Source organism: Comamonas sp. C11 (assembly GCF_024496285.1).
Taxonomy (GTDB): Bacteria; Pseudomonadota; Gammaproteobacteria; order Burkholderiales; family Burkholderiaceae_C; genus Comamonas; species Comamonas testosteroni_F.
The window spans coordinates 1325782-1352088 of record NZ_CP101743.1; the positions used below are offsets into that span (position 1 = coordinate 1325782).

General features: G+C 59.7%; 25 protein-coding genes. 11 read left to right on the forward strand and 14 right to left on the reverse strand.

The window, feature by feature from the left end:
- Positions 1 to 42: 42 nt before the first annotated feature.
- Together NOX35_RS06080 and NOX35_RS06085 are read right to left on the reverse strand one after the other, a co-directional pair.
- Complete coding sequence (locus NOX35_RS06080) at positions 43 to 369, reverse strand: hypothetical protein (protein WP_182286009.1); 327 nt, start codon at positions 367 to 369, stop codon at positions 43 to 45.
- Positions 370 to 382: 13 nt separating this feature from the next.
- The gene (locus tag NOX35_RS06085; RefSeq protein ID WP_003057869.1) at positions 383 to 637 is read right to left on the reverse strand and encodes a hypothetical protein; all 255 of its coding nucleotides are present in this window, start codon (positions 635 to 637) and stop codon (positions 383 to 385) included.
- A gap of 53 nt (positions 638 to 690) precedes the next feature.
- Here NOX35_RS06085 and moaE point away from each other — a divergent pair, with 53 nt between their 5' ends.
- Entirely contained in the window at positions 691 to 1149 is a 459-nt protein-coding gene (moaE, locus tag NOX35_RS06090; RefSeq protein WP_182286010.1) for a molybdopterin synthase catalytic subunit MoaE, read from the forward strand.
- Positions 1150 to 1237: 88 nt separating this feature from the next.
- Here the strand turns inward: moaE and NOX35_RS06095 are convergent, their stop codons facing one another.
- On the reverse strand, positions 1238 to 2131 hold the full coding sequence (locus NOX35_RS06095; RefSeq protein ID WP_182286011.1) for a DMT family transporter: 894 nt from the start codon (positions 2129 to 2131) through the stop codon (positions 1238 to 1240).
- Here NOX35_RS06095 and NOX35_RS06100 point away from each other — a divergent pair.
- The 7 genes from NOX35_RS06100 to NOX35_RS06130 all read left to right on the forward strand — a co-directional run bounded on the left by NOX35_RS06100 (position 2130) and on the right by NOX35_RS06130 (position 10344).
- Positions 2130 to 3176 carry a helix-turn-helix domain-containing protein gene (locus tag NOX35_RS06100; protein WP_182286012.1) on the forward strand — a complete coding sequence of 349 codons (1047 nt, stop codon included), beginning with the start codon at positions 2130 to 2132 and terminating at the stop codon, positions 3174 to 3176. The genes NOX35_RS06095 and NOX35_RS06100 overlap by 2 nt on opposite strands.
- Before the next feature lie 130 nt (positions 3177 to 3306).
- Positions 3307 to 5919, forward strand: coding sequence for an ATP-dependent chaperone ClpB (clpB, locus tag NOX35_RS06105; protein ID WP_182286013.1), 2613 nt, complete (start codon positions 3307 to 3309; stop codon positions 5917 to 5919).
- A gap of 29 nt (positions 5920 to 5948) precedes the next feature.
- Positions 5949 to 6305: a hypothetical protein gene (locus tag NOX35_RS06110; RefSeq protein WP_256496089.1), complete on the forward strand. Its 357-nt coding sequence runs from the start codon at positions 5949 to 5951 to the stop codon at positions 6303 to 6305.
- A 121-nt stretch (positions 6306 to 6426) separates the two neighbouring features.
- Entirely contained in the window at positions 6427 to 6789 is a 363-nt protein-coding gene (locus NOX35_RS06115) for a hypothetical protein (protein ID WP_003076538.1), read from the forward strand.
- Positions 6790 to 6864: 75 nt separating this feature from the next.
- The gene (locus NOX35_RS06120) at positions 6865 to 8304 is read left to right on the forward strand and encodes a coniferyl aldehyde dehydrogenase (protein WP_256496090.1); all 1440 of its coding nucleotides are present in this window, start codon (positions 6865 to 6867) and stop codon (positions 8302 to 8304) included.
- A gap of 267 nt (positions 8305 to 8571) precedes the next feature.
- Positions 8572 to 9096, forward strand: a complete 525-nt coding sequence (locus NOX35_RS06125) for a GNAT family N-acetyltransferase (protein WP_034348967.1) — start codon at positions 8572 to 8574, stop codon at positions 9094 to 9096.
- Between the two features lie 33 nt (positions 9097 to 9129).
- Positions 9130 to 10344: a class I SAM-dependent methyltransferase gene (locus NOX35_RS06130; RefSeq protein ID WP_256496091.1), complete on the forward strand. Its 1215-nt coding sequence runs from the start codon at positions 9130 to 9132 to the stop codon at positions 10342 to 10344.
- Positions 10345 to 10355: 11 nt separating this feature from the next.
- Here the strand turns inward: NOX35_RS06130 and NOX35_RS06135 are convergent, their stop codons facing one another.
- The gene (locus tag NOX35_RS06135; RefSeq protein WP_256496092.1) at positions 10356 to 10946 is read right to left on the reverse strand and encodes a hypothetical protein; all 591 of its coding nucleotides are present in this window, start codon (positions 10944 to 10946) and stop codon (positions 10356 to 10358) included.
- Between the two features lie 192 nt (positions 10947 to 11138).
- Here NOX35_RS06135 and NOX35_RS06140 point away from each other — a divergent pair, with 192 nt between their 5' ends.
- Complete coding sequence (locus NOX35_RS06140) at positions 11139 to 12185, forward strand: tRNA-dihydrouridine synthase (protein WP_256496094.1); 1047 nt, start codon at positions 11139 to 11141, stop codon at positions 12183 to 12185.
- Here NOX35_RS06140 and NOX35_RS06145 read toward each other — a convergent pair.
- The 10 genes from NOX35_RS06145 to NOX35_RS06190 form a co-directional block, all read right to left on the reverse strand.
- Positions 12139 to 13854: a phosphatidylserine/phosphatidylglycerophosphate/cardiolipin synthase family protein gene (locus NOX35_RS06145; protein WP_256496096.1), complete on the reverse strand. Its 1716-nt coding sequence runs from the start codon at positions 13852 to 13854 to the stop codon at positions 12139 to 12141. The genes NOX35_RS06140 and NOX35_RS06145 overlap by 47 nt on opposite strands.
- A gap of 52 nt (positions 13855 to 13906) precedes the next feature.
- On the reverse strand, positions 13907 to 15016 hold the full coding sequence (gene ribD / locus NOX35_RS06150) for a bifunctional diaminohydroxyphosphoribosylaminopyrimidine deaminase/5-amino-6-(5-phosphoribosylamino)uracil reductase RibD (RefSeq protein ID WP_182286020.1): 1110 nt from the start codon (positions 15014 to 15016) through the stop codon (positions 13907 to 13909).
- A gap of 32 nt (positions 15017 to 15048) precedes the next feature.
- Positions 15049 to 15504: a type IV pilin protein gene (locus NOX35_RS06155; protein WP_256496097.1), complete on the reverse strand. Its 456-nt coding sequence runs from the start codon at positions 15502 to 15504 to the stop codon at positions 15049 to 15051.
- Between the two features lie 11 nt (positions 15505 to 15515).
- Positions 15516 to 19301, reverse strand: a complete 3786-nt coding sequence (locus tag NOX35_RS06160; RefSeq protein ID WP_256496099.1) for a pilus assembly protein — start codon at positions 19299 to 19301, stop codon at positions 15516 to 15518.
- Positions 19302 to 19316: 15 nt separating this feature from the next.
- On the reverse strand, positions 19317 to 20093 hold the full coding sequence (locus tag NOX35_RS06165; protein ID WP_182286023.1) for a PilX N-terminal domain-containing pilus assembly protein: 777 nt from the start codon (positions 20091 to 20093) through the stop codon (positions 19317 to 19319).
- Positions 20094 to 20114: 21 nt separating this feature from the next.
- A complete protein-coding gene (locus NOX35_RS06170; protein WP_232538135.1) occupies positions 20115 to 21056 on the reverse strand; it encodes a PilW family protein in 942 nt (313 codons plus the stop codon).
- Positions 21053 to 21706, reverse strand: coding sequence for a type IV pilus modification protein PilV (gene pilV / locus NOX35_RS06175; protein ID WP_256496101.1), 654 nt, complete (start codon positions 21704 to 21706; stop codon positions 21053 to 21055). Before pilV ends, NOX35_RS06170 begins: the two co-directional genes overlap by 4 nt.
- Positions 21694 to 22281, reverse strand: coding sequence for a GspH/FimT family pseudopilin (locus tag NOX35_RS06180; protein ID WP_256496103.1), 588 nt, complete (start codon positions 22279 to 22281; stop codon positions 21694 to 21696). The genes pilV and NOX35_RS06180 overlap by 13 nt, the downstream gene beginning before the upstream one ends.
- Before the next feature lie 61 nt (positions 22282 to 22342).
- Positions 22343 to 22894 (reverse strand): GspH/FimT family pseudopilin, encoded by a 552-nt coding sequence (locus NOX35_RS06185; RefSeq protein ID WP_182286026.1) that lies wholly within the window; start codon positions 22892 to 22894, stop codon positions 22343 to 22345.
- A gap of 172 nt (positions 22895 to 23066) precedes the next feature.
- Positions 23067 to 23339, reverse strand: coding sequence for a hypothetical protein (locus NOX35_RS06190; protein WP_182286027.1), 273 nt, complete (start codon positions 23337 to 23339; stop codon positions 23067 to 23069).
- Positions 23340 to 23557: 218 nt separating this feature from the next.
- On the opposite strand from NOX35_RS06190, the gene rpsO reads away from it, so the two are divergent.
- Together rpsO and pnp are read left to right on the forward strand one after the other, a co-directional pair.
- Positions 23558 to 23824 carry a 30S ribosomal protein S15 gene (gene rpsO, locus NOX35_RS06195; protein WP_003057844.1) on the forward strand — a complete coding sequence of 89 codons (267 nt, stop codon included), beginning with the start codon at positions 23558 to 23560 and terminating at the stop codon, positions 23822 to 23824.
- 205 nt (positions 23825 to 24029) lie between these two features.
- Entirely contained in the window at positions 24030 to 26273 is a 2244-nt protein-coding gene (gene pnp, locus NOX35_RS06200; RefSeq protein ID WP_182286028.1) for a polyribonucleotide nucleotidyltransferase, read from the forward strand.
- Positions 26274 to 26307 lie beyond the last annotated feature (34 nt).

Sequence of the window (26307 nt, forward strand, 5' to 3'; positions counted from 1 at the left end):
ATGCGGGTCTGACAGCGCTGAAAACCGGTTTCGTCCGGGCTTTCACGCCGGGTCTGCAGGAGTGGGGAACTGCGGTGCACGCCATTCCAGCAGCTCGGCCAGGCGCTGCACGATCCAGACCGCTTCCAGCGCCGTGACGACCGAGCCCTGCGCGGCCAGGCCCGCATGCATGCCCAGCAGCACCTGCTCTTCGGAGGAATTTCCCGAGTGATAAAGCGTCTGTGCCTGCTCGGTCAGATGGCTTGCCAGGTCTTCGCACAGCTCATAGCGTGCGACGACCTCGGCAATCGGGGCGGACAGCTTGCCGCTGCGCGTGCGAAACAGCTCGGCAAAGCTGGGCGGCGGCTGAATCTGGCTGGTATCGTCCATAGGGCCTTGAACTTTAGCTTGGCTCGAACAGGCGCTCGAAGCGCTCGATGTCCACGGCCAGCTCGCAGGTAATGAGCTGGCCCGATTTGTTGTCGCGCTTGCGGTGGGCGGCAAACAGCGTGGCCTTGCCCTTGAAGTTGTAGTCGGGCAGGTGGATCAGCTCATAGGGATAGGGCACAAAGAGCTGGAACTCGAAAATCATCCGGTGCTCGTTGCGCGGAGAGGGGTACAGCGTGTACTCCGGCAGATTGATGGTTTGTGTGGCCATGGCCCAATGCTAATGCGCCGGACATGCCCATGCTGGCCTGCGACAATGCAGGCATGACTGAAGCACGTGTATCCATTCAGACCCAGGACTTTGACCTCTCGGCCGAGATTGCCGCTCTGCGCGCCGGCGATGCACGCGTGGGCGCGGTCTGCAGCTTTGTCGGCACGGTGCGCGACCGCAACGAGGGAGATGCCGTCTCCAGCATGGAGCTCGAGCATTATCCCGGCATGACCGAGAAGTCGATCGAGACCATCATCGACAAGGCCGTGGCGCGCTTCGGCATCTATGGCGCGCGCGTGATTCACCGTATCGGCCTGCTGCAGCCCATGGACCAGATCGTGCTGGTGGCCGTGACCAGCGCCCACCGCGGCAAATCCTTCGAGGCCTGCGAATACATCATGGACTATCTGAAGTCCGAAGCGCCGTTCTGGAAAAAAGAGCAGACCGGGCAAGGCGCACGCTGGGTGGATGCGCGTGTCAGCGATGAGCAGGCATTGGCGCGATGGCAATAATTCCATGAATTGATAGCTGCTTACGCATTTACTCATTGAGTTTCAATTGAAAAATCATCTGAAACGCAATATCGAATAGCGGTGAATGCTATGCTTTTTGCGGATCGTTCGGCTGCAGCCAGCGGGGTGGCTTGAAGACCAGTACATTGCCAGCCATCACCAGGATCAGGCCCAGCATGCCGGCGGCAGTCCACTGGTAGCCTTCGAACAGAGCCGAGATATTGAGCGCCACAATGGGAAACAGCACTGTGGCATAGGCGGCTTTTTCGGGTCCCAGTCGGCCTACCAGTGTGAGGTAGGCGGTAAAGGCAATCACCGAGCCGGGAATGGCCAGATACAGCAGCGCGCCTGTATATTGCAGGCTGGTATCAAAGTGCCAGGGCAGACCGGCAATCAGCGCATACGCCAGCAGCAGCAGCGTGCCGGCCAGCATGCCCCAGGCATTGGTGTGCAGCGGCTTGTAGCCCAGGCGCTGCAGCGATGCAGAAAGCATGTTCCCGCAGGAAAAGCACAGCGTTCCACCCAGCGCCCACAACAGACCTTGCCAGCTGGCGTGCTGGCCTTGCTGCAGCTCCGGCCAGAACAGAATCACCAGACCCGTCAGGCCCAGAGCGCTGCCTGCGAGCACATTGGGCGCAAGCCCGCGACCGTGGATGACTCGCGCCAGAAATGCATTCCAGATGCTGGCACTGGAAAACACCACGGCAGCCAGACCGCTGGTCAGGGTCTCGCTGGCGTGCATGAAGCAGACAAAGTTCAGGCTGAACAGGCATAGCCCCTGGCCCAGCACGCGTGGAATGGCTGCGCCGCGGGGGGCGCGCCACTGGCGGGTCAGCAGCAGCCAGGCAAAAAGCACCAGGGATGCAAGGCCAAAGCGGTAGGCGATGGACAGCTCTACGGGTACGCTGCCCAGTTGCATCTTGAGAGCGATCCAGGTGGAGCCCCAGATCAGCACGACCAGGGCATAAAGAGGCATAAGCATGGCAAGTCTTGGTGCTTGGAAGAACCAAGATCTTGCGCGCCTGGATTTGCGCTGCGTTGCACATTCCTGCGGTTTTGTGGCGCTGCAGCAAGCGCGGCCAGATGGCTGGCGCCACAATGCAGGCATGCCCGCCAGCGTTGTATCCGCCCCATCGCATCTGAGTCATGTACTGGCTCGGTCACGTGCCCAGATCAGGCGCAGAACGGGTTTGAGCCAGTCGCTGGAATTGGCTATCTGGGCCAATCACGATGATGAGGTGCACTACCGCCAGCAAGGGCATCACACGCTGTCTGTCTATCTGAGCGGAGGTCAGGGATCGCAACTCAAGGACGATGCACTGGCCCGAGGCGAAGCAGGGCGCTTTTGCGTTCTCCCGGCCGAGCATGAATCGCGCTGGCTGGTGCGCGAGCCCGTGCAGTTTCTGCACCTGTATGTCTCGGATATTGCCTGGGCCGACCGTGTGGTGCGCCTGCTGGATGCCGAGCCGCGCAGCATTACGCTGACACCACAGATTTATTCCCAAGACCCAATTTATGCGCAATGGGCACAGGCGCTGTGGCGACTGGACTGGAGTGGGGCTCACGACATATGGCAGGCGGACTGCCTGAGCCAGCAAGTGCTGGACCGGCTGGTGCTGCAGTCGGCGGCGCCCTGGCAGCGGCACAAGCTGCTGAAACCACTGGGTGGCCTGTCATCCACGGCCCGGCGCAAGGTGCTTGACTATGTGGATGCCCATCTGGCCGACAGCAAAGCCCTGAGCTTGCCCGCGCTGGCGCAGGTCGTGGCCTTGTCCGAATATCACTTTGCCCGTATGTTCCATCAAAGCATGGGTTGCACCGTGCATGACTGGGTCATGCAGCGGCGTCTGCAGCAGGTCTGTGCCCGCCTGCAGGGCAGCGCAGGCAGTGCGAGGGGGCGCGCGCCGCAGCTGGCACGGCTGGCCGCCGAAACGGGGTTTGCCAATGCCAGCCATTTGCTGCGCAGCTTTCGCAAGCACTATGGGCTTACTCCTACGCAACTGGCCCGCTGCTGGCACGATGCTTGACTTGATATACCGCAAGCAGAGCAGTTGTGGATCTGCTTTTTGCTGTTTTTTGCGCATTAAGGTCTTGAAACCCCCTGTTTGACTATCAGATAAATGGCAATGAATCTGATTGGAGCGAAAGCGACAAACCATGCGAATTGACAAACTGACGACCAAATTCCAAGAAGCCTTGGCCGACGCGCAGTCCCTGGCGCTCGGTGCTGATCAATCCACCATCGACCCTCTGCACCTGCTGGTGGCCATGCTGCGCCAGGACGACGGCCCGCGCGCGCTGCTGCAGCGTGCCGGCGGCAATGTACAACAACTCAAGAGCCTTGCCGAACAGGCCATGGCAGACCTGCCGCGCGTGCAGCAGCAAGGCGATGTACAGGTAGGCTCCGAGCTGGCTCGGCTGCTGCAGGCCAGCGAAAAAGAAGCCCTCAAACGTGGTGACCAGTTCATCGCCAGCGAGCTGTTTCTGCTGGCGCTGGCCGATGCCGCAGGCTCGGCCACGCGTGCCGGTGCCTTGCTCAAGCAGAGCGGCGTGAGCAAATCCAGTCTGGAAGCGGCCATCAATGCCGTGCGAGGAGGGCAGAACGTGGACAGTGCAGAAGCCGAAGGCCAGCGCGAAGCGCTCAAGAAATACACGCTGGACCTGACCGAGCGTGCCCGCAGCGGCAAGCTGGACCCGGTGATCGGCCGCGACGACGAAATCCGCCGCGCCATCCAGGTGCTGCAGCGCCGCAGCAAGAACAATCCCGTGCTCATCGGCGAGCCCGGCGTGGGCAAGACCGCCATTGTCGAAGGCCTGGCCCAGCGCATCGTGGCCGGCGAAGTGCCCGAGAGCCTGCAGAACAAGCGTGTGCTGTCGCTGGACATGGCGGGCCTGCTGGCCGGTGCCAAGTACCGCGGCGACTTCGAGGAGCGCCTCAAATCCGTGCTCAAGGAAATCGCACAGGACGAAGGCCGCATCATTCTTTTCATCGACGAGATCCACACCATGGTGGGCGCCGGCAAGGCCGATGGCGCCATGGATGCCGGCAATATGCTCAAGCCCGCGCTGGCGCGCGGCGAGCTGCATTGTGTGGGTGCGACCACGCTCGATGAGTACCGCAAATACATCGAAAAGGATGCTGCGCTGGAACGCCGCTTCCAGAAGGTCATCGTGGACGAGCCTTCGGTGGAGGACACCATCGCCATCCTGCGCGGCCTGCAGGTGAAGTACGAGGCGCATCACAACGTCGATATCACCGACCCCGCCATCGTTGCCGCTGCGGAGCTGAGCCATCGCTACATCACCGACCGCTTCCTGCCCGACAAGGCCATTGACCTGATCGACGAGGCTGCGGCCAAGATCAAGATCGAGATGGACTCCAAGCCCGAGGTGATGGACAAGCTCGAGCGCCGCATGATTCAGCTCAAGATCGAGCGCGAAGCCATGAAGCGTGAAAAGGACGAGGCTTCGCAAAAGCGTCTGCAGCTGATCGAGGAAGAACTCGAAAGCCTGGAGCGCGAGTACGCCGACCTCGAGGAAATCTGGAAGGCCGAGAAAGCCAGCGCTCTGGGTTCTGAGCAGATCCGCAAGGAAGTGGACCAGTTGCGCATACAGATCGAGGAGTTCAAGCGCAAGGGCGACTTCAACAAGGTGGCCGAGCTGCAGTACGGCAAGCTGCCTGCACTCGAAAAGCAGCTGCATGAAGCTCAGGCCAAGGAGGAAGGCCAGGACGGCGCGACGGCCAACAAGCTGCTGCGCACCCAGGTCGGAGCCGAAGAGATCGCCGAGGTGGTGAGCCGTGCCACGGGCATCCCCGTGTCCAAGATGATGCAGGGCGAAAAAGACAAGCTGCTGCACATGGAAGACAAGCTGCACGAGCGTGTGGTGGGCCAGGAGGAGGCGATCAGCGCCGTGGCCAATGCCATCCGCCGCTCGCGCTCGGGTCTGTCCGATCCCAATCGCCCCACCGGCTCCTTCCTGTTCCTCGGCCCCACCGGTGTGGGCAAGACCGAACTGTGCAAGGCGCTGGCAGGATTCCTGTTTGACAGCGAGGACCATCTGGTGCGTATTGACATGAGTGAGTTCATGGAAAAGCACTCTGTGGCACGCTTGATCGGTGCGCCCCCCGGCTATGTGGGTTACGAGGAAGGCGGTTACCTGACGGAAGCCGTGCGCCGCAAGCCCTATAGCGTGCTGCTGCTGGACGAGGTGGAAAAGGCCCACCCCGATGTCTTCAATGTGTTGCTGCAGGTTCTGGACGATGGTCGCCTGACGGACGGCCAAGGTCGCACGGTGGACTTCAAGAACACCGTGATCGTGATGACCAGCAATATCGGCTCGCATCTGATACAGGCCATGGTTGGCGAGGATGCCGATGATGTGAAGGAAGCGGTCTGGGGGGAACTTAAAAACCATTTCCGACCCGAATTCCTGAACCGTATCGATGAAACCGTGGTCTTCCATGCATTGGATGCCAAGAACATCGAGGCGATTGCCAGGATTCAGCTGAAGTTGCTGGAAAGCCGTCTGCAGAAGATGGAGTTGAGCATGCAGGTGTCCGAGCAAGCCCTGGCCGAGCTGGCCAAGGTGGGCTTCGATCCCGTGTTCGGGGCCCGTCCGCTCAAGCGTGCCATCCAGCAGCGTATTGAAAACCCGCTGTCCAAGTTGTTACTCGAAGGAAAGTTCCCGCCCAAGAGTACGATAGCCGTGACAGTAGACCCGGTGAATGATCCCGGGGTGTTCCGGTTCGAGTCCGCAGGCGCTGCCTGAGGACCTGAACCCTAGAAAGAGGTATTGCTTTGAACGATTTCGCCGCCACTGCAACCCGTTGGTCCGTCCGCATCATGCTGATGCTGGTGGGCCTGGTGTTCTTCCTGTGCCTGATGGCTGTGGCCTGTCTCATCGCCCTGGCCTGGGGCGTGCGCGCCCTGTGGGCCAGACTCACGGGCCAGCCCGTGGTGCCCATGAGCATGGGAGCCATGAGCCCCTTTGCCGGCTGGCAGACGGTGTACCGCTCGGGAGCCGAGTGGATGGCGCAATCGTCGGGCAATGTCGAGGCCAAGAAGGATGGGCGTGAAGCCCGCGGGCGCCGCGGCGTTCTGCCCGGTGCCGGCGATGTCACCGATGTGCAGCCGCGCGAGGTCCATGAATCCTGATAGAGCTGTGAGCTGATCGCCAACAAAGAGCCTGCGCTTGTATGTGTCAGGCTCTTTTTTTACGCGGTACTTACCTCGCTTGCGCTGAAGTAGGGACGAATTCAAATTCTTCGAGGGCACAATGGCAAAAAAGACACCTGAGCAAAAAGCTGCCGAGGAGCGCCGCTACATTGCAGCCTGCGGCGCTGCCAACGTGCAAGAGCTGGAGCCTTTCCTGACGGACCCCAATCAAGCCATCCGGGCGACTGCCGCGATGAATCCAGATGCGGATGCAGAGATTCTTGACCGCTTTGCAGATGACAAGTTCTGGGGCGTGCGCATGGAAGTCGTTCGCCACGCCAATGTCGGCGAAGCCACGCTGCGCCGCCTGCTGGAATCCAGCCTTCCCAAGCGTGGCGTGGTGCACCATGCCGCGCGTGCCAGGCTGGAAGAGCGCGGCATTGCATTTGGTGCAGATGGCATGCCGCTGGAGATGTCTGTATGAGGGGAAGCTGGTCTGATTACAGGCGCTGGCTTGGGTAAGAATGAAAACGAGTGAACAGAGGTTTTGAAGACAGGCATGAACTACATGGACTTGCATCGCATCTTTGACTTGCAATACCAAGCCAGCCGCGCGCAGGTTGATGTACCTGTGCTGGTGCGCCGCGAGCGTTTGCTGCGCCTGCAGAAGATGCTGGATGAGAATGGCGAGCAGCTTTGTGCCGCAGTGCAGCAGGACTTTGGCGTGCGCTCCGAGCGCTGGACCGAGATGCTGGATCTGATGCTGGTGCGAAACATGCTCAGGCACACGCTCAAGCATCTGGGCAAGTGGGCCAAGCGCCAGCGTGTGCGCACGCCGCTGATGCTGCAGCCAGGCAAGGCCTGGGTGGAGCGCCAGCCGCTGGGCGTGGTGGGCATCATCTCGCCCTGGAACTATCCGCTGCAGCTGTCGCTGGCGCCGGCCATCACGGCGCTGGCGGCGGGCAATCGCGTGATGCTCAAGCCCAGCGAGCTGACGCCGCATACCTCGGCAAAAATGGGCGAGCTGGTCGCTCAGTTCTTTGCACCCGAAGAGTTCTGCGTGATCGAGGGAGACGTGGCCGTGGCCACGCAGTTCTCGGGCCTGCAGTTCGACCATCTGCTGTTCACCGGTTCCACGGCCGTGGGGCGGCGTGTGGCGCAGGCGGCAGCCGTGCACCTGACGCCCACCACGCTGGAGCTCGGGGGCAAGTCGCCCTGCATCATTGCGCAGGACTGCGATATGCAGGCCGCTGCGCTCAAGGTGGCCTATGGCAAGCTGGTCAATGCCGGGCAGACCTGCATCGCTCCCGACTATGTGCTGCTGCCGCGCGGCAAGGAGCAGGAGTTTGCCGAGGCCTATCAAGCGGCGGTGCAACAGCTGTACCCGCGCATTTCGGGCAACCCGGATTACACGGCCATCATCAGCAAGCGCCATCTGGCACGGCTCAAGCAGATGCTGCGCCAGGCGCAAAGCCTGGGAGCACAGGTGCACTGGATGCATGAAGCGGCTGCCCCCGCTGCGGACGGCGACACCACGGCCTGGGGTGAGGCCGTGGAGCGGCAGTTCGCTCCCGCGCTGGTGTTTGGCGCCACGGGCGAGATGCAGCTGATGCAGGAAGAGATATTCGGCCCCATCCTGCCTGTGATCTCCTACGAGCATATCGAAGACGTGATCAATGCCATCAACGCCAGCCCGCGTCCGCTGGCGCTGTACTGGTTTGGCAATGACGAGGCCGAGCGCGACGCGGTGTTGATGCGTACCGTCAGCGGAGGCGTCTGTGTGAACGACACCTTGCTGCATGTGGCGCATGAGAACCTGCCGTTCGGCGGTGTCGGCGACAGCGGATGGGGCGCCTATCACGCAGAGCAGGGCTTTTTGCGCTTTGTGCACCAGAAGGCGGTTTTCGTGCAGTCGCGTTGGGCGGCGGCTTCCCTGCTGTACCCGCCATTCGGGGAAAAATTCGATCGGGTGATGGACTTTATGCGACGCTGGCTCTGAAATTTCTTGGCCGTCGCAAAGGGATTGAGCGCTTCCATGTTGTGGTGAGCGCTTGCCATATTGTTATCAAATGTGACGCAAACCATTGATGGTTGCGGGCTTGCTGCTCTGCTTAGTGGAGCGCATAGCACATAGATTGCGCCATAGCAAGAAATTGCGAACAGCCGCAGTTGAGCAAATGGCTAACCACTGCACCGCGTGCCAAAACTCTGAATCTGTAGACAATTACGCCCTTCTATTCTTACATGTTTCCGCCCCGGTTTTTCCATGTCTAGTATCCAGGTCCGTCCCGCTACTCTTCGCGATGCAAAAGCGATTGCCCAGATCCATACTGCTTCCGCACTGGAGGCTTATCGAGGTCTGGTTCCCGATGATCAACTGAAGGCCATGTCCTCGGTTGAAAAGCGCCAGGCTTACTGGCGCGAAGCTATTGAATACTGTGAGCCACAGGTCCAGGTCGCCATCGACGGCGACAAGATCGTTGGCTTTGTCGGCTTTGACCGTTCCCGTGATGAAAAGTCCCGCCAGACCACCGGCGAGATCTGGGCTATCTATGCAGCTCCCTCGCACTGGAATCAAGGTGTTGGCGTTGCCCTGTGGGACGCTGCCCGAGATGGTCTGCTGGAAGAAGGCTGCACCAATGTGACCGCCTGGATTCCGCTGCGCAACGAGCGTGCCCTGCGTTTCCATGAAATGGCAGGTTTCAAGCGTGAAATGTCCACGGCCAAGACGGCTGTGATTGGCAGCATCAAGATTGAAGAAGTGCGCGTCAAGCGTCCTCTGAACGGCTGATCACAGCGTTCAGCACTCACTGAAAGACAGGCCGTGACGTCTCCCAACAGCAAGCTCGCGGCCTCAGTCTGCGCACCCCCATCTGCTTTCGACCTGCTGCAATGGCAGGAGCAAGCCCAGGCCCATACGGCTTTGTGGCGCAGCGAAAGCAGCTTGCCCAAGCCTCGCCGCATCGAAATTGCCGATGACACCATGCCCGCTGATACGGCGTTTCGCCATATCAGCGAAGGTGTGTCGCTGCTGTGGCGCGGTGATTTCCAGAATGCGCGTCAGCTGTTGCTGGCACTGGGCCGCCGGCTGGACAAGAAGTCGCGCCGCAAGAGCCCGGCAAAGAGCCCTGCTGCTACAGGCTTTCCCCACGCGTTTCATCTGTACCGCCAGTCCCAGGCCCAGCGCGCACGGATGCTGGCCAGCATTCTGATTGAGCTGGATATGCAATGGCATTGCGCCTTGCGCCGGGCTCCGGACTGGAGTCTTGCATGTTCCGAGGCCTGGGGCGCAGTCCCGGCCGAAGCGCATGCGCAGTCCGTGCTGGTGCCGCTGCGAGATCTGCTGGGTGTGGTCGGCGCCCATGAATGGCGCAAGAAGGGGGTGGAGATACCCGCCCTGGATGGCGCCCGCATTCATGCGCACTACGGTGTCTTCTCACCCGTGCGCGGCGAGTATCTCGATCTGGTGGCGCGTGCGAGCATTCCTGCTGCCGGATTGCAGCAGGCCTGGGATATCGGCGTGGGCACAGGCGTGCTCTCGGCACTGCTGCTCAAGCGCGGCGTGAAGTCGGTGCTTGCCACCGATATGAGCGAGCGTGCTTTGGCCTGCGCCTCCGAGAATCTGCAGCGGCTGGGTCATGCTTCCAGGGTGGAGCTGCAGCATGTCGATCTGTTCCCGCAAGGGCAGGCCGGCCTGATCGTCTGCAACCCGCCCTGGCTGCCGGGCAAGGCCGCATCGGTGCTCGATCAGGCGATTTATGACGAAGACAGCCGCATGCTGCGCGGTTTTCTGCAAGGGCTGGCAGCGCACCTGCTGCCAGGCGGCGAAGGCTGGCTCATTCTCTCTGACCTGGCCGAGCATCTGAAGCTGCGCACGCGTGAGGAGCTGCTGGGCTGGATTGAATCGGCCGGCCTCAAGGTGCTGGGGCGCGAGGATGTCCGCCCGCACCATGGCAAGGTTCAGGACCGCGAGGACCCCTTGCACATTGCGCGCTCTGCCGAAGTGACGTCGCTCTGGCGTCTGGCCAAAGCCGGCTGACAGCCAGGCTGCTAGGCCGTCGCTCCTTGAAGTTCCTGACTGGACGGATCGGCGGCTTCGCCATGCGCCAGCAGGGCAGCCAGCCTTTCGCGCAGCGACTGGGCGCGTTCTTCGCCCGCATATTCCTCTACCGCCGTCAGCAGGCTGATACCGGCGCTGCGCAAGCTGTTCAGGTCTCTGGCCTCGCGCAGTTGGGTGCGCAATGTCTGGGCCAGCGTCTCATGACGGTTGGCAAACAGGCGCTCGCACATATCGAATAAATACATGCGGGTACCCGCCATATTGATGGCTGGTGCCGAATCGGTGGCTTCCTCGGCTGGCGCCAGGGCTGGTGTGGCCGGACTGTATCCGGCTTTGGCGAGGGAGCTTGCTGGATGAATGGCCATGCTGCGCTCCCTGGGGGCGCTGGATGGCACCAGCTGAAGATATCCCTGCTCCACCAATTGCTGGGCCAGTGCGGCATGATCGCTGCCCAACATGGCTGCAAGTTCTTCCATGCTCTTGCCGCCGGCCAGCAACAGCAGGGAGCGTGCGCGCTGCGGTAGCTGGCGCGATCCTGGCTGAAGTTCTTCCTGGGCCTTGGCGGTTTTTTGCAAAATCATGGCTGCTGCGGTCTGGCGCGTTACAAGTGCGGATGCGCTATTGCATGGGCTGACGATGACACTGGTGTGAATCTGCGCCAATTCGCAGCGGATCATTCCGTCATTGCTGTTCAAGCTTGCCAATTGCTTCTGAATTACTAGCTGCTGGCGTTTTCTGATAAGCGCTGCAGGTCAATCTGATTTGAATCTGAAATGAGACTGCTGCTTGCGCCCATGGAAGGGCTGCTGGATTTTGTGCTGCGCGATGTACTGACCCGGGTGGGCGGCGCGGACCGCTGCGTGTCCGAGTTCATTCGCATCAGCGGCTCGCTGCTGCCGGACAAGGTCTATCTGCGTACCATGCCCGAGCTGCGCAATGGCAGCAGGACGTTGGCCGGGGTGCCGGTGCGGGCGCAGCTGCTGGGCTCCGACCCCGTCAGCATGGCCGAGAACGCTGCCAATCTGGCGCGCCTGGGACCCGAGGGCATCGATCTGAATTTCGGCTGTCCGGCCAAGGTGGTCAACCGCCATGGCGGCGGTGCATCGCTGCTGCAGGATCCCGAGCAGATCGTGCGCGTGGTGGATGCTGTGCGCCGTGCCGTGCCCGCGCAGATGCCGGTGTCGGCCAAGATGCGGCTGGGCTTCAACGATCGGGCGCTGATGACCGAGTGTGCCCAGGCCATGGAGCAGGGGGGCGCCTGTGAGATCGTCGTCCATGCACGCACCAAGCTGGACGGCTATCGTCCGCCGGCCTATTGGGAAGAGATTCCGCGCATCCGCGATGCGGTGGGCGTGAATGTGGTGGCCAATGGCGAGATCTGGACTGTGGAAGAGGCCTTGCGCTGCCGCGAAGTTTCGGGCTGCGACGATCTGATGCTGGGGCGCGGCATTGTGGCCGACCCAGGTCTGGCCCTGGCCGTGCGCCGCGCCGTGGAGCAGGGCAGTGTCAGCGCGGTAGCCGGCATTGACTGGCTGGCGCTGGTGCCCCAGGTGCAGCGTTTCTGGCATATGGTCTGCGAGGATCTGGAGCCGCGCCAGCGTGCGGGTCGCCTCAAACAGTGGCTCAACCTCATGCGCAGACGTTTTCCCGAGGCCGAGCTGGCTTATCAGGAAGTGCGCACCCAGACCGATCAGCGCGCCATCAGCGATTGGGTGGCGGCCTTGCCCCAGCGTGATCTGCAGCGGGAATGGCCCTGGCCAGAGCGGGCGGAAGTCACAGCAGACTGTCCGGAGCCAGAGGCCCGAGCAGCTGCAGCATAAGGCGCAGACCCAGGCTGGCATCGGGTTCGGAATACGAATCACTGAGCCCGCTGTCCTGAGGTGCACGCCAGACCAGTTGCCCTTTGGGATCCAGATCCACGCGCCAGCTGTTTTCAGGCAGGCTTTCATCGATGCTGTCGCTGGCCAGCTGGCTGAAGCGGCGGCTGGCGATCAGTACGGCGATCTCGGTGTTCTGCAGGCGTGAGCGCATATCCAGATTCATGGAGCCCACGGCGACCAGACGCCCGTCTATGACCAGCAGCTTGGTGTGCAGCATGGCCCGCGAAGCGCCGGAGCTGCCGCCGCTGGAGCCCGTGCCGCCCGCGCGCAGGGCGGAGCTGACATTTGCTGCTTCGCTGCGCATTTCATGCAATTCGACGCCGATCTCCAGTAGTGCCTTGCGGTGGCGAGCATAGCCGGCATGTGCCAGCGGAGCATCGTTGGAGGCCAGTGAGTTGGTCAGAACCCGGATGCGTACGCCTTTGCTGCGTGCAGCGCGAAAGGCATCCATGATCTCCGGCCCAGGTACAAAGTAGGGCGAAACGACCAGCAAGTCCCGCCTGGCAGAGCGAATCAGAGCCAGCAGGCCATCGACCACCGATTCGGCATTCAGTGCCGGTGCGGCCAAGGGAGGGAGGCTGTTGGCGTCGTCGGCCTTGAGTACTGCTGCTTCGAATGACTCATCGGCGGCAGTCCGCTCCGCTCCTTCAGCGGGAATCTTGGTCGGGCTGTCGGCCAGCACCATGGCCTGGGCCCAGATCCACGGGATCTGCTTCAGACTCAAGGGGCTGTCTTCGGGCTCCGGTCTCGGGGCGGTGGTGTTGCGAGCATGCTCGGCTTCGCTCCTGGCGTCTTCCTGGTCGAACTGCTTTTTGAGTTTGAGCAAGTCAGGCTCGCTGATCAGCGACTGCACGGGGTAGGCGCGAACATTGTTCCAGTAGCGATCAAAACTGCGCGACAGGTCTTTGACGACCGGGCCGCCGGTCAGAACATCGAGGTCGACAAAATTGCCCTCATTGGAGGCGTCAAAGTAGGCATCGCCCAGATTGCGCCCGCCAATCACAGCCAGGGTGTTGTCGGCCACAAACAGCTTGTTGTGCATGCGCTGCTGCGCGCGCTGAAAGTCGGTCAGCAGCGTCCAGGCCCGGCCGATGGTGGAAGCGCGCGAGCCGGCCAGGGGGTTGAACATGCGCATCTCCACATTGGGTACAAAAGCCAGGCGCATGATCTGTGCGTCCGGCCCCGTGCTGTGGAAGTCGTCCAGCAGCACGCGTACGCGCACGCCGCGCTTGGCAGCCTGCACGACGGCGTGCAGCAGTCGTCCGGTACTTTGGTCTGCATGGATGGCGTAGTACTGCAGATCCAGCGTTTTCTGTGCATTTTCCACCAGCGCCATGCGGCTGCTGAGGGCATGCTTGGGGCCGGATATCAAGGCGAAAGCCGAGGCATCTGGCTTTGCCTTGGCTGGGCGAGCCTGAGAGATGAACAGGCCCAGGTCGGTGTTTTGGGGCTGGCTCAATGCGGTGCTGACGGGGCGCTCCACATCCTTGGGTAGAGACGCCGCGCAACCCGTGAGCAGCAGCGCGATGAAAGCGCCGGCAAGCAATGCCTGATACTTTGGCCACCGCAACGGCTGCAGCCATGACGATGTGGAGATAAAAGCCGTCATTGCTGCTTTGTAACCCATGATGACCAAGTTGGCATGTCGGACACAGACTGCGCTAGAACTGCTCTCGGCCCTGGATTCTGGCAACAATGCGCAGGTCCGGTCCCAGGCGGGCGACATCATGGAACACCAGTGGCAGGCCTTGCTCCAGGCTGTCGAGCGGGCCGAAGTTGGCAATGCCCATGGCTCCCGTGCCCAGCAGCTTGGGGGCCTGATAGAAGAGAAGCTCATCGATCAGGCCTTCGCGAATCAGGGATCCATTGAGTTTGAAGCCAGCTTCCACATGCAGCTCATTCGTGCCGCGCTCGGCCAGATCGCGCAGCATGGCAGCCAGGTCCACCTTGCCTGCCGCATTCGGCATACCAATAACCGTAGCGCCTAGCGCTTGCAATTTCTCGATCTTGGATTGATTTGTACTGCAGGTATAAATGAGACAACCGCTAGGCGCTTTCAAAACATGAGCATCCAGCGAGATGTCAAGCCTGCTGTCCACCACCGCAACACGCGGCTGGCGTGGTGTTGGCACATCGCGTACGTTCAGCCGCGGGTTGTCTTCCAGTACCGTGCCTATGCCGGTCAGAATCGTGCAGGCCCGGGCTCGCCAGGCATGTCCGTCGGCCCGGGCGGCCGCCGAGGTAATCCACTGGCTTTGGCCGTTGTGCAAGGCCGTGACGCCGTCCAGCGAGCTGGCAGCCTTCATGCGCACCCAGGGCGTGCCGCGAATCATGCGGCTGAAAAAGCCGACATTGAGCTCGCGTGATTCAGCTGAGCCGGGGCCTATCTCCACATCGACACCCGCGGCGCGCAGCCGCGCGAAACCCTGGCCGGCCACTTGCGGATTGGGATCCGTCAGCGCACCCACTACCTTGCCGATGCCGGCTGCGACCAAGGCGTCGCAGCAGGGCCCGGTGCGGCCATGGTGCGAGCAGGGTTCCAGCGTCACATAGGCCGTAGCCCCGTGCACGTCATTTCCCTTGGCCGCTGCGTCGCGCAGCGCCATGATCTCGGCATGGGGGCCGCCGGCCTTCTGGGTAAAGCCCTGGCCGATGATCTGGCCAGCGTCATTGACGATCACGCAACCGACACGCGGGTTGGGTGAGGAAAGAAAAAGCGCCTGAGCAGCCTGCTCAAGCGCCTTGTTCATGAAGTGGGAAGAGTTTTTCATCTTGCCCAGAATGGTAATGCAGTGGGTAGGCTTTATTTACTCCAGCATTCCGTAGCGGTCATTTCGCTTGAAAGATTCTCTGCCCCTCTTGCTCCGGTGTGAGTCAAAGTGAAGTCGCCGCATTTGTCGGCGGCCTGGGGCCCTGGGTCTTTTCGCGTGGCAATCAAGGTATATGTCGAATTAGTACTGGTATCGGCCTTAACACCAATGGTGTAGCGTTTGCTCGCATCACCGGTCCAGCTCAGTGCAGCAGGCAGGATCTTGGTAGTGTCCGCGTTTGTCGGATAGACCCCCGTCGCAGTCGCTGCCCTCTCCATCCACATCTGGGCTTGCAGCAGCCCAGTGCGGGCATCCGCCCTATGGCCTCGCCGTACATACTCCGTATAGCTGGGATAGGCGACCGCACTCAAAATGCCGACGACGGCGAGAACAATCATCAACTCGATCAAGGTGAAGCCGCGTTGGTTTTTGTGTATGCGATGAATCATGGCTTTTCCTGTTATTTGATTTGGCGCCAGCTTGGGCGTGTGGACTGCTCAGGCATGCGTGCGAGAGTGTCACGGGGGCCGCCACCGCCAGTCTTGTCCACAATGCGATCACGCTTGGTGATCAGCAGCGGCGTACCAGTATTGACAGCCACTCGTGAAACGTTCCCGTCTGCATTGTTGTAGAAGCCGTCATTATTGGTGTCCACTATCTGAATGCTGGGGCGCTTTCCATCCATGATATTGATGAGCGTGCGCCACTGGGCGCCTGCGCTGGTATCAACCTTGACTGGGACGCAGCTCTCGTTGATGTTGTCGCTGGCGGCATTTTTGGTGCCTGAGGGCGACTCGCTGTAAACGGCCAGGATATTGCTGCCGTCATAGAACTGCATGGGCTTGAGCAGGCGCTCGCCGCTGGCAGGCAAGTCAAGGAACCAGCCCTTGTAGTTCTGCCAGGTTGCTGCGCTCAATTCCTGATCGGCGGTCTTGGGGCTGATGGTTGCGTCATCCTTGAATGCTCCAGTGCCAGTGAATGCGGCAATGACTTGCTGAGCCAGCAGCCTGCCTGTGCTGTTCATGGTGCCAACCGGAGCGGGTGGGCTGGCTCCGTCACGGACAACTTCCAAGGTACCCGAATTCATGCGGTAGCGTGTGTTGTCAAGAACCGAATATAGGGTTTGAACGTTCTGCTGGATGCTGGTGTTGCGGTCGTTGGCGGTCAAGTTGCGGCCTGTGCCAAAGGCAACCATCATGCCGCCGATGGGCAGGGTTTTGGCAGCTGTCCCAGTGCCTGTAGTCATGCTTCGGTCATTGGCACGAACGATGGGGGGTGCAGTGATCGGCTGTACCTGGTCGCGTGTGGAGCTGTTCAGCGCGACAGGGCCGCGGGCGGTGAACAGCGGCTGGCCGTCGAAGGCCACGGCCCAGCTGTCGGCATTTGTACTGGTCAGATCGAATTTCCAGAGATTGCCCAGGTTGTCGCCCGCATAGACCACATCGGTCTTGCCGTCGCCGTCCAGATCCACCAGCGCGGGAGAGGCCAGGCCGTTGTCGGCGGCATTGCCGCTACCTGGGGTAGCTGTGTTGGTGGTAACAGGGATGAGCTTCAACTCTTTGTTGCCATCCAGGTACTGAACCAGAAGCACCGGGCGTTGCTTGGCGCTGTTATAGCCATTGCCCATCACTACTGCCCAGCGGCCATTGTTCATGCGCGTGATCTGCGTGGCTTCCTGCAGGCTGGCGGGGTTGCGGTTTGGGCGGGCGGTGATATTGCCAATATCTGCGTCATCAGCTACGGCTGCGGTGCAGGCCTGCACCGCAGCACCGGTGAGCGCGCTGCAATTGGGTGCGGCTTCGCTATTGCCGCGAGTACGGTCTTTCACGACCGATGCTGCGGTAAGGCCAGGCCTGGCGGCACTGCCAGGATTGGTCACGTCTAGCAGAAAGTAACCCTTGCCCCCTGCGCCCAAGGTGCCTACCAGCATGGTCTTCCAGTCGTCGCCGTCCTTGATATCGCCCGTCATGGGCGAGCCATCGACGTAGTACTGGTGCCGATAGTCCTTGTCGGTCAGTTTTTTCAGTCCGCCTACAACGCCACGCGGTACATAGGCCATCAGTTCGCTGCCATCCTTCGCTGAAAAACCATGCAGCATGCCGTCATTGCCGCCAGCATAGAGAACAGGCGTACGGTCTTTTTGTGCTTGGACAAAGCTGGCATAGCCCATGCCATGATTGCTGATGGGGCCGCCCGTATACCAGATTTCGGAGTTCACGATATCGCCCTGGCGGCTGGTGCGCACGCGCAGAGGCTGGGCATCCGTAGTGCCTTCCAGAGAGCGATCGCCTCGAATGTAGTTGATGATATTGCGCGCTAGGGTTGACAGGGCAGTCGTGATGACATCGCTGCCGCTCAAGCCCAGTAGCGCTCGCTTTTGTGCTGTGCTGTAAGCAATTTCTGTGCTGTCCGTCCATTTGAATGGAGTTCCGGCGCCGGTTTCATCACTCCAGGTTAGAACCAGACGATTATCCACCGATGCCAGTTCGTCCAATCGGTCTGCTGTGCTCTTGCCATCCCAGCCAGATACCACATCGGGGAAGCGAATGCAGATTTTTTCAGGATCGTCTTTGCTAGGGCAGGCATATTTTTCTGGCTCAAGTGCGCGCGTTGCGGCGATATATCCGCTCCAGCCATCCTTGGGGCTATAAGCCGAGGCATAAATACCGGCATTGTTTTGAGAAACGTTATAGCCAGTGGTACTGCCGCCACCAGCAATCGAATCCGGCAATGGTGCACTTTCGTCGCTGATCTTGCCGATGATCTCGCGGAACGCTTTGGCAAGGTCTTCGGCTTCTGTCACTGCATAGTAACCACCGCGGCCGTTAATGGCTGCATGCCATAAATCCAGTGAGCGCTTGTATTCGCTGTCCATAGCTGGCCATTTTTGCCAGCCTGTTACCAGATCGACAAAGCTATTGTCATAGCCGAAAGGCACTTTTACTGATGGAGCAATAATATCGCTGGCGCCTGGCCAGGTGACGGCCTCATCACTGAAGCCAATCGTATAAGTGACCATATGTGGCCATGTTGCAGGGTTGTATTTTGGATTCCAGTATTTCCCCAGATTAACGGTTTTTGTTTCTTCTTTTGTTCCCACTTTTACTGGTGTTGTACCAATTTGACCTTGAGTCCATTGCGTACATCTTCCCCTTTTGTCGTACTTTAGGCATGGGGATACATCTCCGTATACAGGCTGTTCTTCATAAACATCTACGGTTTTTGTTTTTGAGAAAGTCTCGGCGAGCGGGGCTTCTTGATACGTCTGCGAAGGCTTTAGCTTGTCGGAATTTATCAGCAATGATGCATCCTGCAATGGATCCATCCAGCTCTTGAATGCCCAGTCGGACAAGGTATCCGAGAAGCTGTCGTAATAGACTCTGGTCTGATCGGATGTAGTGCTGTACATCTGGCGGCCATTCAGCGCAGCCCAATCTTTGCCATCCTGATCTCCGCCGGAAACATCCCCATTCCAGCGACCATCGGTCATCATGATGTGGTAGTTGCGGCGACAGCCCAGGTACTCGGTGCTCTTGCTGCCGGTGCCTCCTGGGTCGCTGGACCACGGGCTGTTCTTGCCAAGAGGCTGGCGCATATAGGAGTCCGCCTGGCTGAACATTCTATGGGAAGGTGTTCCATTCCCGGGGGATAAATTTTTGACGAAATCGAGGAAATTATCGCGATGCTTCTTATTGTTTATCGTCGAGTCAATGGATCTCATTGAATTGGTGTTCATTTTTGAGCTATTGACATTTCCTGCACTACTTGATCCGCCATTGTTATGCATTGCCTGCCAGGCGATACGTATTCTGTTCTCTGGTATCAGTTCCTTATTGTTGAATACGGCATCTAGAGCATATTTGAGAACATTAATGCGTCTGGCTTCGTCGTTCCACTTTCCAAGGTCATCAGGGATTGTATATCCCTTGCCGGTGCGCGATGAACCAGTGTAGGAAGTTTTGACACCGTAATTCATACTTCCAGAATCGTCGACCGAGATAATCACATTCGGCGCTACAAAGGCTGATTTTGATGTGGGGAGGGGCGGCTCTTGCACCATATCCAGCGCCCAGCTTGTGGTGGGGGGAAGTAATGTGCTGATGGCGATTGCCAGCAGGCTCTTCTGAAAGGGAAAACGCTTGGTAAGGGGCATGAGGCGCTCCTGGAAGAACAGATTCATAAAAGAAGTAAAAAGGGCTTGAAATACCTGAAGGAAATTGCGGTTTACTATCTGTTTGAAAGGCAATTTCGGGTCTGGATTTCAGTCCTTCATCCGCTGGCGGGCATAGGTTTCCTGTAGTACGACGGCGGTACCTTTCTTGCGTCCTTTGGCCAGAGCTGTAATTCGGAAGATGACATAGACGTCAAGGTTTAACGGCAATTGGCTGGTTTTGGAATCCATGATTAAGTTGGCGCTCTTGGCAGCGTCGCTATAGCGCATGACTTCAATCCAGTACCAGCCGCCTTTTTCCGCTGCGGTTTCGGTCAATATGGGGTTGAGCTGGCCGTCGGCCGTGGTATTGGCCGCGCCGGTGTATTGGCCATAGCGTGCGCCTACGGCCATGAGGTCGCTCAGAGGCACTTCGCCCAGGGTGGCGTCGGCCACAGGATCGACGGAGGTGTCTTTGTCGTAATTCCAGAAATCCTGTCTGCCCACGCGTCGCGCGCACAGTCCGTCCTTGCAGCGTGTCGCTTCACTCTGCAATGTGGTGATCAGTGGGTTGATTTCGTTGGTGTCCCCAGGGAACTGCAATGCGCTGCTATAGGCGCGGCAGGGTGGGGCGTTGCAGGCGCTACCGTCGGATTTTTCACCGCGTATATCGAGTTCGGCGTCTTGCAGCAGGGCCTGTGCGGCTTCAAAGGCGCGTTGGTAGTCTGCGTCGTTGCTCACGATCATTTCGTTGAACCACGCGGTGCGTGATGCCCATAGTGCCAGCAGCATGGCGAGCATGACGAAGATGATGACGACAAACAGCGCCACGCCGCGCTGTCGGTCAGCAGCGCGGCGGGGCATGGCAAAGTGTGAGAGGTGCAGCATGGCAGTATTCGTAGGTGTTGCTCAGATCAGCCCTTGGCTGCGTAGCTGGAAGGTGTTGCGGAACAGCAGGTGCATGCGGTTCTTGCGTTTGGTGTCGGTCAGGGTGGTGATGTCCACGGCCTTGCCATCGCAGTCGGTGTAGCTGCTGCCGGCGGGCATGTCTATGAGTTCGCTGCCGTAGAGCACTAGACAGACCTGCACACCCTGCACACTGCGCCATTTGGGGTCTGTAGAGGAGGTAGGCATGTCCCCGCCCTTGACATATTGCACACTGCCGTCGGCATTGGTCTGAACCAGATAGCTGACCTGAAATTGAGCAACGTTCTGTGCAATGGGCTGGGCGGTGGTGACCCCGTTTCCGCTGCACTGGAGGCTGTTCTTGGTGCTGTCGAAGGCAAAGATACTTTCGACCCGCTCGTCGGCATTGATGGTGCCGTTCTTCTCGTAGGCGGGGGCGCCCACACAGTTGCGAGCCAAGACATCGAGGCTATCGGTGTTGGTGGTCAGAAAAATCCTGTCCGCATAGCGTCTAAATCCCGTGGTCAGGCTGTCTGCGGTGCCGGAGATGGCGTCTGTCTGGTCGAAGCTGTTGCCGCCGTCGTGCGCGATGGCCTTGATTTCAAACACCACGGCGCTCAGTGGGTCGTTGCTGGCGCTGTTCCTGGGATCAGGATTGAGGTAAAGAGAACCTGCCTGGCGCAGTTGCTGGCCAATCACCCGAAGAGTGTGGGCCCCTTGCTGCTGTATGGAACTGGCATCGTTGACGGAGCCTGAGATGCCGCGCGAGAGCATCAGCGCTCCCATGGCGGTGGCAACGACCAGCAGGCCGATGGCCAGGCCGACCATCAGCTCAAGCAGAGTTACGCCCTGTTGTTGGGACAGGTGCCGAGTGCGGCGCAGGGAAGGAGGAGTGTGGGGAAGCACGGGTATCGATTCCATGGTGGCGGGTAGCAGCGTGATCATGAGCAATACATGGTGTTGCCATACGGCGCGCAGCGGGCGGAGACGGGCAGGTATTGCAGATGGCATGTGAATCCGTCAGGGCAGGTGTTGGTCTCATCGGTGCCAGCGCTGAAGCTGCCATCGGCATTAAGGAATTTGCTGGCGTCGATGTTGTCCTTGAATTTCTTTTTATCGTCGGTGTCGCTGATGTCCTGCTCGTTCTCTCGCCAAGCAATGATTACGCCGAGCTGTCGGCGGTTGGCATCAACGGTTTCACCGGGGGCGAGGAAGATGCTGCCTTGCCCCAGCGGAAGTGTTTGTTCCACTGAGGTTTTCCATTGCTTGAGGTCATACGCAGCTTGTGCTGCTGGAGCGCATGTGGCCTGGTTGCAATCGGCGCTGGCATAGTCCTTGGCTTTTTTGTCATACCCAGAGACATATCCGCTCAACCCTAGCAACGCATTGGGGTTGACTTTCATGCGCTCACTCAGGTCCTCGATCAGTCGGATGGCCTGCGCCCGCCGCACCGTGGTGGTGGTGTCAACCAAAGTGCGCATTTGCGCACCGATGATGCCCAGAATGCCCAAGGCGACGACGATCAGCGCAACCAGCGATTCAATTAGCGTAATGCCGCGCTGTTGGGGTAAGGACTTGGTGTTCATGAAGTGCATGGAATTTCTTCCGAAGGAATGAGGCGTATGCGTCCGCCCGAGCTCATGCAGAGGCCTTTGGCCGCAGAGTTTGCGGTGGACTTGTTCAGGGGGACGATGCTGAAGCTTAGAAAGGCTCCGTCGACCAAGCCCCAGCGATTGAGTTTGATGGTGCCAGCTCCACCGGAGCGTGTTATCTGAACATCGCGTGGTGCATTTACGATTTGCAGAACGGGATCGGTTTGGGTGCAGGTGCCGCTGTTATTGCTGTCATTGCAGATGATCCAGCCGCAGTCCCAGTCTGTTTTGTTGGTGGCTGTCGTGCAGCCGTCAGTGTTGTTGGCTATTTTCTGGATCACGACCTTGCCCCCGCGCTTGATGGCTTCCGAGCGGGCAAGCATCAGGCTGGATTTCAAGCTCTCGGTGGCTTGCAGGACGCGCCAGCGCTCGAATAGCGTGCGAAAGCTAGGCATGGCAATGGCTGACAGAATGGCCAATATCGCGAGGGTCACCATTAGTTCGACGGCTGTGAAGCCATGGCGTGCAACTCTGCTGACGTAGCGCAGGTGCAATGTGCTGTTGGCGGCGGTGTGCATAGAGATTCCTCATCAAAGATTGCGACCTCTGTAGCGACGCTGATAAGAGCGGGTGTCTGGCTTATGTGCACGATGTACTGTCTGTGTCAGGCGTGTAGATGCGGCCAGTGCTGCTAATGCACATGGTGCTGGCTTGCGCTTCGCTGCTTCCCTTGAGTTCTATGGCTGCATTGGCAGCTGAGAGCAGGCCCCAGCGATCCACCTTGATGAGGGTGGGCTCGCTGATGCCAGTTAATTTGACACTGACTTTTGAGGGCAGGGCGATGGTCTGCAAGGTGTCTTCGCCGCTGTCCTGCTTGCCATCATTGTTGGTGTCGACAAAGACGGTCCAGCCGCAGCTCCAGAGGCTGGTGTCGCTGCCGACAGTGGTGCAATCTGTCGTGTTACCGCTGCGCAGTATGGCGATGCCGCCGCCGCGCTTGATTGCTTCCGAGCGAGCCACATAGAAAGTGGATTGCAGCTCTTCTGTAACTTGGCGAACTTTCCAGCGTTCGATCAATGGCTTGAAGCTGGGGGCTGCAATGGCTGCAAGCACGCCAAGAATGGCGATGGTCACCAGTAGTTCGATGGCGGTGAAGCCTTTGACAGAACGGCGTGAGGGCATTTTGAACATGCCCTGATGTTACGTTTTGAGAGCTTGTGTAAATAATGAGCTTGGACGGGTGGCAGAAAGGTCGGGACAAACGGTAGCTCACCAGGGCTTGCGCAAACCGGGTTCAGGCAAGACCTGCACCTCAGAAACAGCCCTGGTGCATTCCGGCTTGCGTAAGTTCCACCCCTATTCGCTAACGCTTGCTGCCCTGAGGTTTCTGCGTATACCCCGAACAGGCTCCTGAGTTGGGTCTGCCCTGACATTCCCGGTAGAGGCGCCGGTCGCGCTCGGCAGTGGTTTCGTCCGAGCTGCTGCGAATGTTCTGGATCCTGATTTTGCTGCTCTGGTCCTTGCTGTTTTTGCGCCCAGCAGCAAGGGTGTCGGTGGCAAGTGTTGCTGCTATCAATGCTGCAACAGTCACGGCGGCGTACTGGAGCTTGTGAGCGTGTTTGAGCCAAGGTGTCATGGTCAGTCCTCGGTGAAGCTGTGACGGCTCATTGCAGCGTGTGTGCCATTGGCTGGCAATATGGGTTTGCGTGTGGGGAGTAGTGGATGCCAGGGAAATGGGCTCTTGATATAATCGCCGGGTTTTGCATGGTGCAAGACGCACGCTGAGGCCTTTCCAGTCTTGGCGCAAGTAACCAAGGTGCTCCTCGTCGAGTGCCAAATCCTAAGGAAAACAAAATGATCGCTGCCGATAAGAAGGCTGAAGTTGTCAAGGCCAATGCCCGTTCCGAAAACGACACTGGTAGCCCCGAAGTGCAAGTGGCTCTGCTGACAGCTCGCATCAACGAACTGACTCCCCACTTCAAGGCTAACGCCAAGGACCACCACGGTCGTCGCGGTCTGCTGCGCATGGTGAGCCGTCGCCGCAAGCTGCTGGACTACCTGAAGTCCAAGGACGCTGACCGCTACACAGCACTGATCGCCAAGCTGGGCCTGCGCAAGTAAGCACGGTGAAAGATCGAAACGCCTGAGTTAGATTGCCTAGCTCAGGCGTTTTTTACTTCGGAGTTCGCAAAACAGAGCGAAGCTGTGTCATTCCAGTGCTGCACTATTTGTAGCGTCTAGCGCGGCACTGGAATGGCATCGTGTTCTGTTTGCACTCCAAATCAAGACTGGATAAGCGCATCCAGCTATTCATAAAGGAGTCAATATGACCATGTTCAACAAAGTTACCAAGACCTTCCAGTGGGGCCAGCATACGGTCACCATGGAAACCGGCGAAATCGCGCGTCAGGCATCCGGCGCCGTGCTGGTCAACATCGACGACACCGTGGTGCTGGCCACTGTCGTGGGCTCCAAGATCGCCAAGGCCGGCCAGGACTTCTTCCCCCTGACCGTTGACTACATCGAGAAGACCTATGCAGCCGGCAAGATCCCCGGCAGCTTCTTCAAGCGCGAAGCCAAGCCTTCCGAGCTGGAGACTCTGACCTCGCGTCTGATCGACCGTCCCATCCGCCCCCTGTTCCCCGAAGGCTTCTACAACGACGTGCATGTGGTCATCCACACCATCTCGCTGAACCCCGAAGTCGACGCCGACATCGCTGCCATGATTGCTGTCTCCGCTGCCCTGGCAGTGTCGGGCCTGCCTTTCAACGGCCCTATTGGTGCAGCCCGTGTGGGTTACATCAATGGCGAATACGTGCTGAACCCTGGTCAGACACAGCGCAAGGATTCGCAGATGGATCTGGTCGTTGCCGGCACCGAATCCGCCGTGCTGATGGTGGAGTCCGAAGCCCTGCAACTGCCTGAAGAAGTGATGCTGGGCGCCGTGGTGTTCGGCCACGAGCAAGGCAAGATCGCTATCGACGCCATCCATGACCTGGTGCGCGAAGGCGGCAAGCCCGCATGGGACTGGACTGCTCCCGCCAAGGACGAAGCGCTGATCGCCAAGGTGGTCGAGCTGGGCGAAGCCAAGCTGCGTGCCGCTTACCAGGAGCGCAACAAGCAGGTGCGTACCCTGGCTTGCCGCACTGCCTACGCTGACGTCAAGGCCGCCCTGACCGAGCAAGGCGTGGCATTCGACGGCGTCAAGGTTGAAGGCATGCTGTTCGACATCGAAGCCGGCATCGTGCGTTCGCAGATCCTGGCGGGCGAGCCCCGTATCGACGGCCGCGACACCCGTACCGTGCGTCCCATCGAGATCCGCTCCTCCGTGCTGCCCCGCACCCACGGCTCCGCGCTGTTCACGCGTGGTGAAACCCAGGCCCTGGTGATCTCCACGCTGGGTACCGAGCGCGACGCTCAGAAGATCGACGCGCTGGCTGGCGAGTTCGAAGACCGCTTCCTGTTCCACTACAACATGCCTCCCTTTGCCACCGGCGAAGTGGGTCGCATGGGCTCGACCAAGCGCCGTGAAATCGGCCACGGCCGTCTGGCCAAGCGCGCTCTGGCCGCTTGCCTGCCGACCAAGGAAGAATTCCCCTACACCATCCGCGTGGTGTCGGAAATCACCGAGTCCAATGGCTCCTCGTCCATGGCTTCGGTCTGCGGCGGCTGCCTGTCCATGATGGACGCCGGTGTGCCCATGAAGGCGCATGTGGCCGGTATCGCCATGGGTCTGATCAAGGAAGACAACAAGTTCGCCGTGCTGACCGACATCCTGGGTGACGAAGATCACCTGGGTGATATGGACTTCAAGGTGGCCGGTACTACCAACGGCATCACTGCCCTGCAGATGGACATCAAGATCCAGGGCATCACCAAGGAAATCATGCAGGTCGCCCTGGCTCAGGCCAAGGAAGCCCGCATGCACATCCTGGGCAAGATGCAGGAAGCCATGGGTGAAGCCAAGACCGAAGTCTCCAGCTTCGCGCCCAAGCTCTACACCATGAAGATCAACCCCGAGAAGATCCGTGACGTGATCGGCAAGGGCGGTGCCACCATCCGTGCGCTGACCGAAGAGACCGGCACCCAGATCAACATCGAGGAAGACGGCACCATCACCATTGCCGCCACCGATGGCGCCAAGGCCGAAGCCGCCAAGCTGCGCATCGAGCAGATCACGGCCGAAGTCGAGATCGGCAAGGTCTACGAAGGCCCCATCGTCAAGATTCTGGAATTCGGTGCCCTGGTCAACCTGCTGCCCGGCAAGGACGGTCTGCTGCACATCAGCCAGATCGCCCACGAGCGCGTGGAAAAGGTCACCGACTACCTGCAAGAAGGTCAGGTGGTCAAGGTCAAGGTTCTGGAGACCGACGACAAGGGGCGTGTCAAGCTGTCCATGAAGGCGCTGACCGAGCGTCCAGCCGGCATGCCCGAGCGCGAGCCGCGTGAACCCCGTGGCGATCGCGAGTACCGCGAACGTGCTCCTCGTCAGAATCGCGAACCCCGCGAAAACCGCGAGCCGCGCGAAAACCGCGCAGCCGCCGACGAGCAGCAGCAACAGCAGCAGTAATGGCTGAGCAGGAGGCCGTCGTGAGGCGGCCTCC

Bases quoted from the DNA above. Each gene is read 5' to 3' on its own strand.
- NOX35_RS06080 (WP_182286009.1), bottom strand. From the start codon at position 369: ATGGACGATACCAGCCAGATTCAGCCGCCGCCCAGCTTTGCCGAGCTG.
- NOX35_RS06085 (WP_003057869.1), bottom strand. From the start codon at position 637: ATGGCCACACAAACCATCAATCTGCCGGAGTACACGCTGTACCCCTCT.
- moaE (WP_182286010.1), top strand. From the start codon at position 691: ATGACTGAAGCACGTGTATCCATTCAGACCCAGGACTTTGACCTCTCG.
- NOX35_RS06100 (WP_182286012.1), top strand. From the start codon at position 2,130: ATGGCAAGTCTTGGTGCTTGGAAGAACCAAGATCTTGCGCGCCTGGAT.
- NOX35_RS06095 (WP_182286011.1), bottom strand. From the start codon at position 2,131: ATGCTTATGCCTCTTTATGCCCTGGTCGTGCTGATCTGGGGCTCCACC.
- clpB (WP_182286013.1), top strand. From the start codon at position 3,307: ATGCGAATTGACAAACTGACGACCAAATTCCAAGAAGCCTTGGCCGAC.
- NOX35_RS06115 (WP_003076538.1), top strand. From the start codon at position 6,427: ATGGCAAAAAAGACACCTGAGCAAAAAGCTGCCGAGGAGCGCCGCTAC.
- NOX35_RS06120 (WP_256496090.1), top strand. From the start codon at position 6,865: ATGAACTACATGGACTTGCATCGCATCTTTGACTTGCAATACCAAGCC.
- NOX35_RS06125 (WP_034348967.1), top strand. From the start codon at position 8,572: ATGTCTAGTATCCAGGTCCGTCCCGCTACTCTTCGCGATGCAAAAGCG.
- NOX35_RS06135 (WP_256496092.1), bottom strand. From the start codon at position 10,946: ATGATTTTGCAAAAAACCGCCAAGGCCCAGGAAGAACTTCAGCCAGGA.
- NOX35_RS06140 (WP_256496094.1), top strand. From the start codon at position 11,139: ATGAGACTGCTGCTTGCGCCCATGGAAGGGCTGCTGGATTTTGTGCTG.
- NOX35_RS06145 (WP_256496096.1), bottom strand. From the start codon at position 13,854: ATGACGGCTTTTATCTCCACATCGTCATGGCTGCAGCCGTTGCGGTGG.
- ribD (WP_182286020.1), bottom strand. From the start codon at position 15,016: ATGAAAAACTCTTCCCACTTCATGAACAAGGCGCTTGAGCAGGCTGCT.
- NOX35_RS06155 (WP_256496097.1), bottom strand. From the start codon at position 15,504: ATGATTCATCGCATACACAAAAACCAACGCGGCTTCACCTTGATCGAG.
- NOX35_RS06165 (WP_182286023.1), bottom strand. From the start codon at position 20,093: ATGCTGCACCTCTCACACTTTGCCATGCCCCGCCGCGCTGCTGACCGA.
- NOX35_RS06170 (WP_232538135.1), bottom strand. From the start codon at position 21,056: ATGATCACGCTGCTACCCGCCACCATGGAATCGATACCCGTGCTTCCC.
- pilV (WP_256496101.1), bottom strand. From the start codon at position 21,706: ATGCACTTCATGAACACCAAGTCCTTACCCCAACAGCGCGGCATTACG.
- NOX35_RS06180 (WP_256496103.1), bottom strand. From the start codon at position 22,281: ATGCACACCGCCGCCAACAGCACATTGCACCTGCGCTACGTCAGCAGA.
- NOX35_RS06185 (WP_182286026.1), bottom strand. From the start codon at position 22,894: ATGTTCAAAATGCCCTCACGCCGTTCTGTCAAAGGCTTCACCGCCATC.
- NOX35_RS06190 (WP_182286027.1), bottom strand. From the start codon at position 23,339: ATGACACCTTGGCTCAAACACGCTCACAAGCTCCAGTACGCCGCCGTG.
- rpsO (WP_003057844.1), top strand. From the start codon at position 23,558: ATGATCGCTGCCGATAAGAAGGCTGAAGTTGTCAAGGCCAATGCCCGT.
- pnp (WP_182286028.1), top strand. From the start codon at position 24,030: ATGACCATGTTCAACAAAGTTACCAAGACCTTCCAGTGGGGCCAGCAT.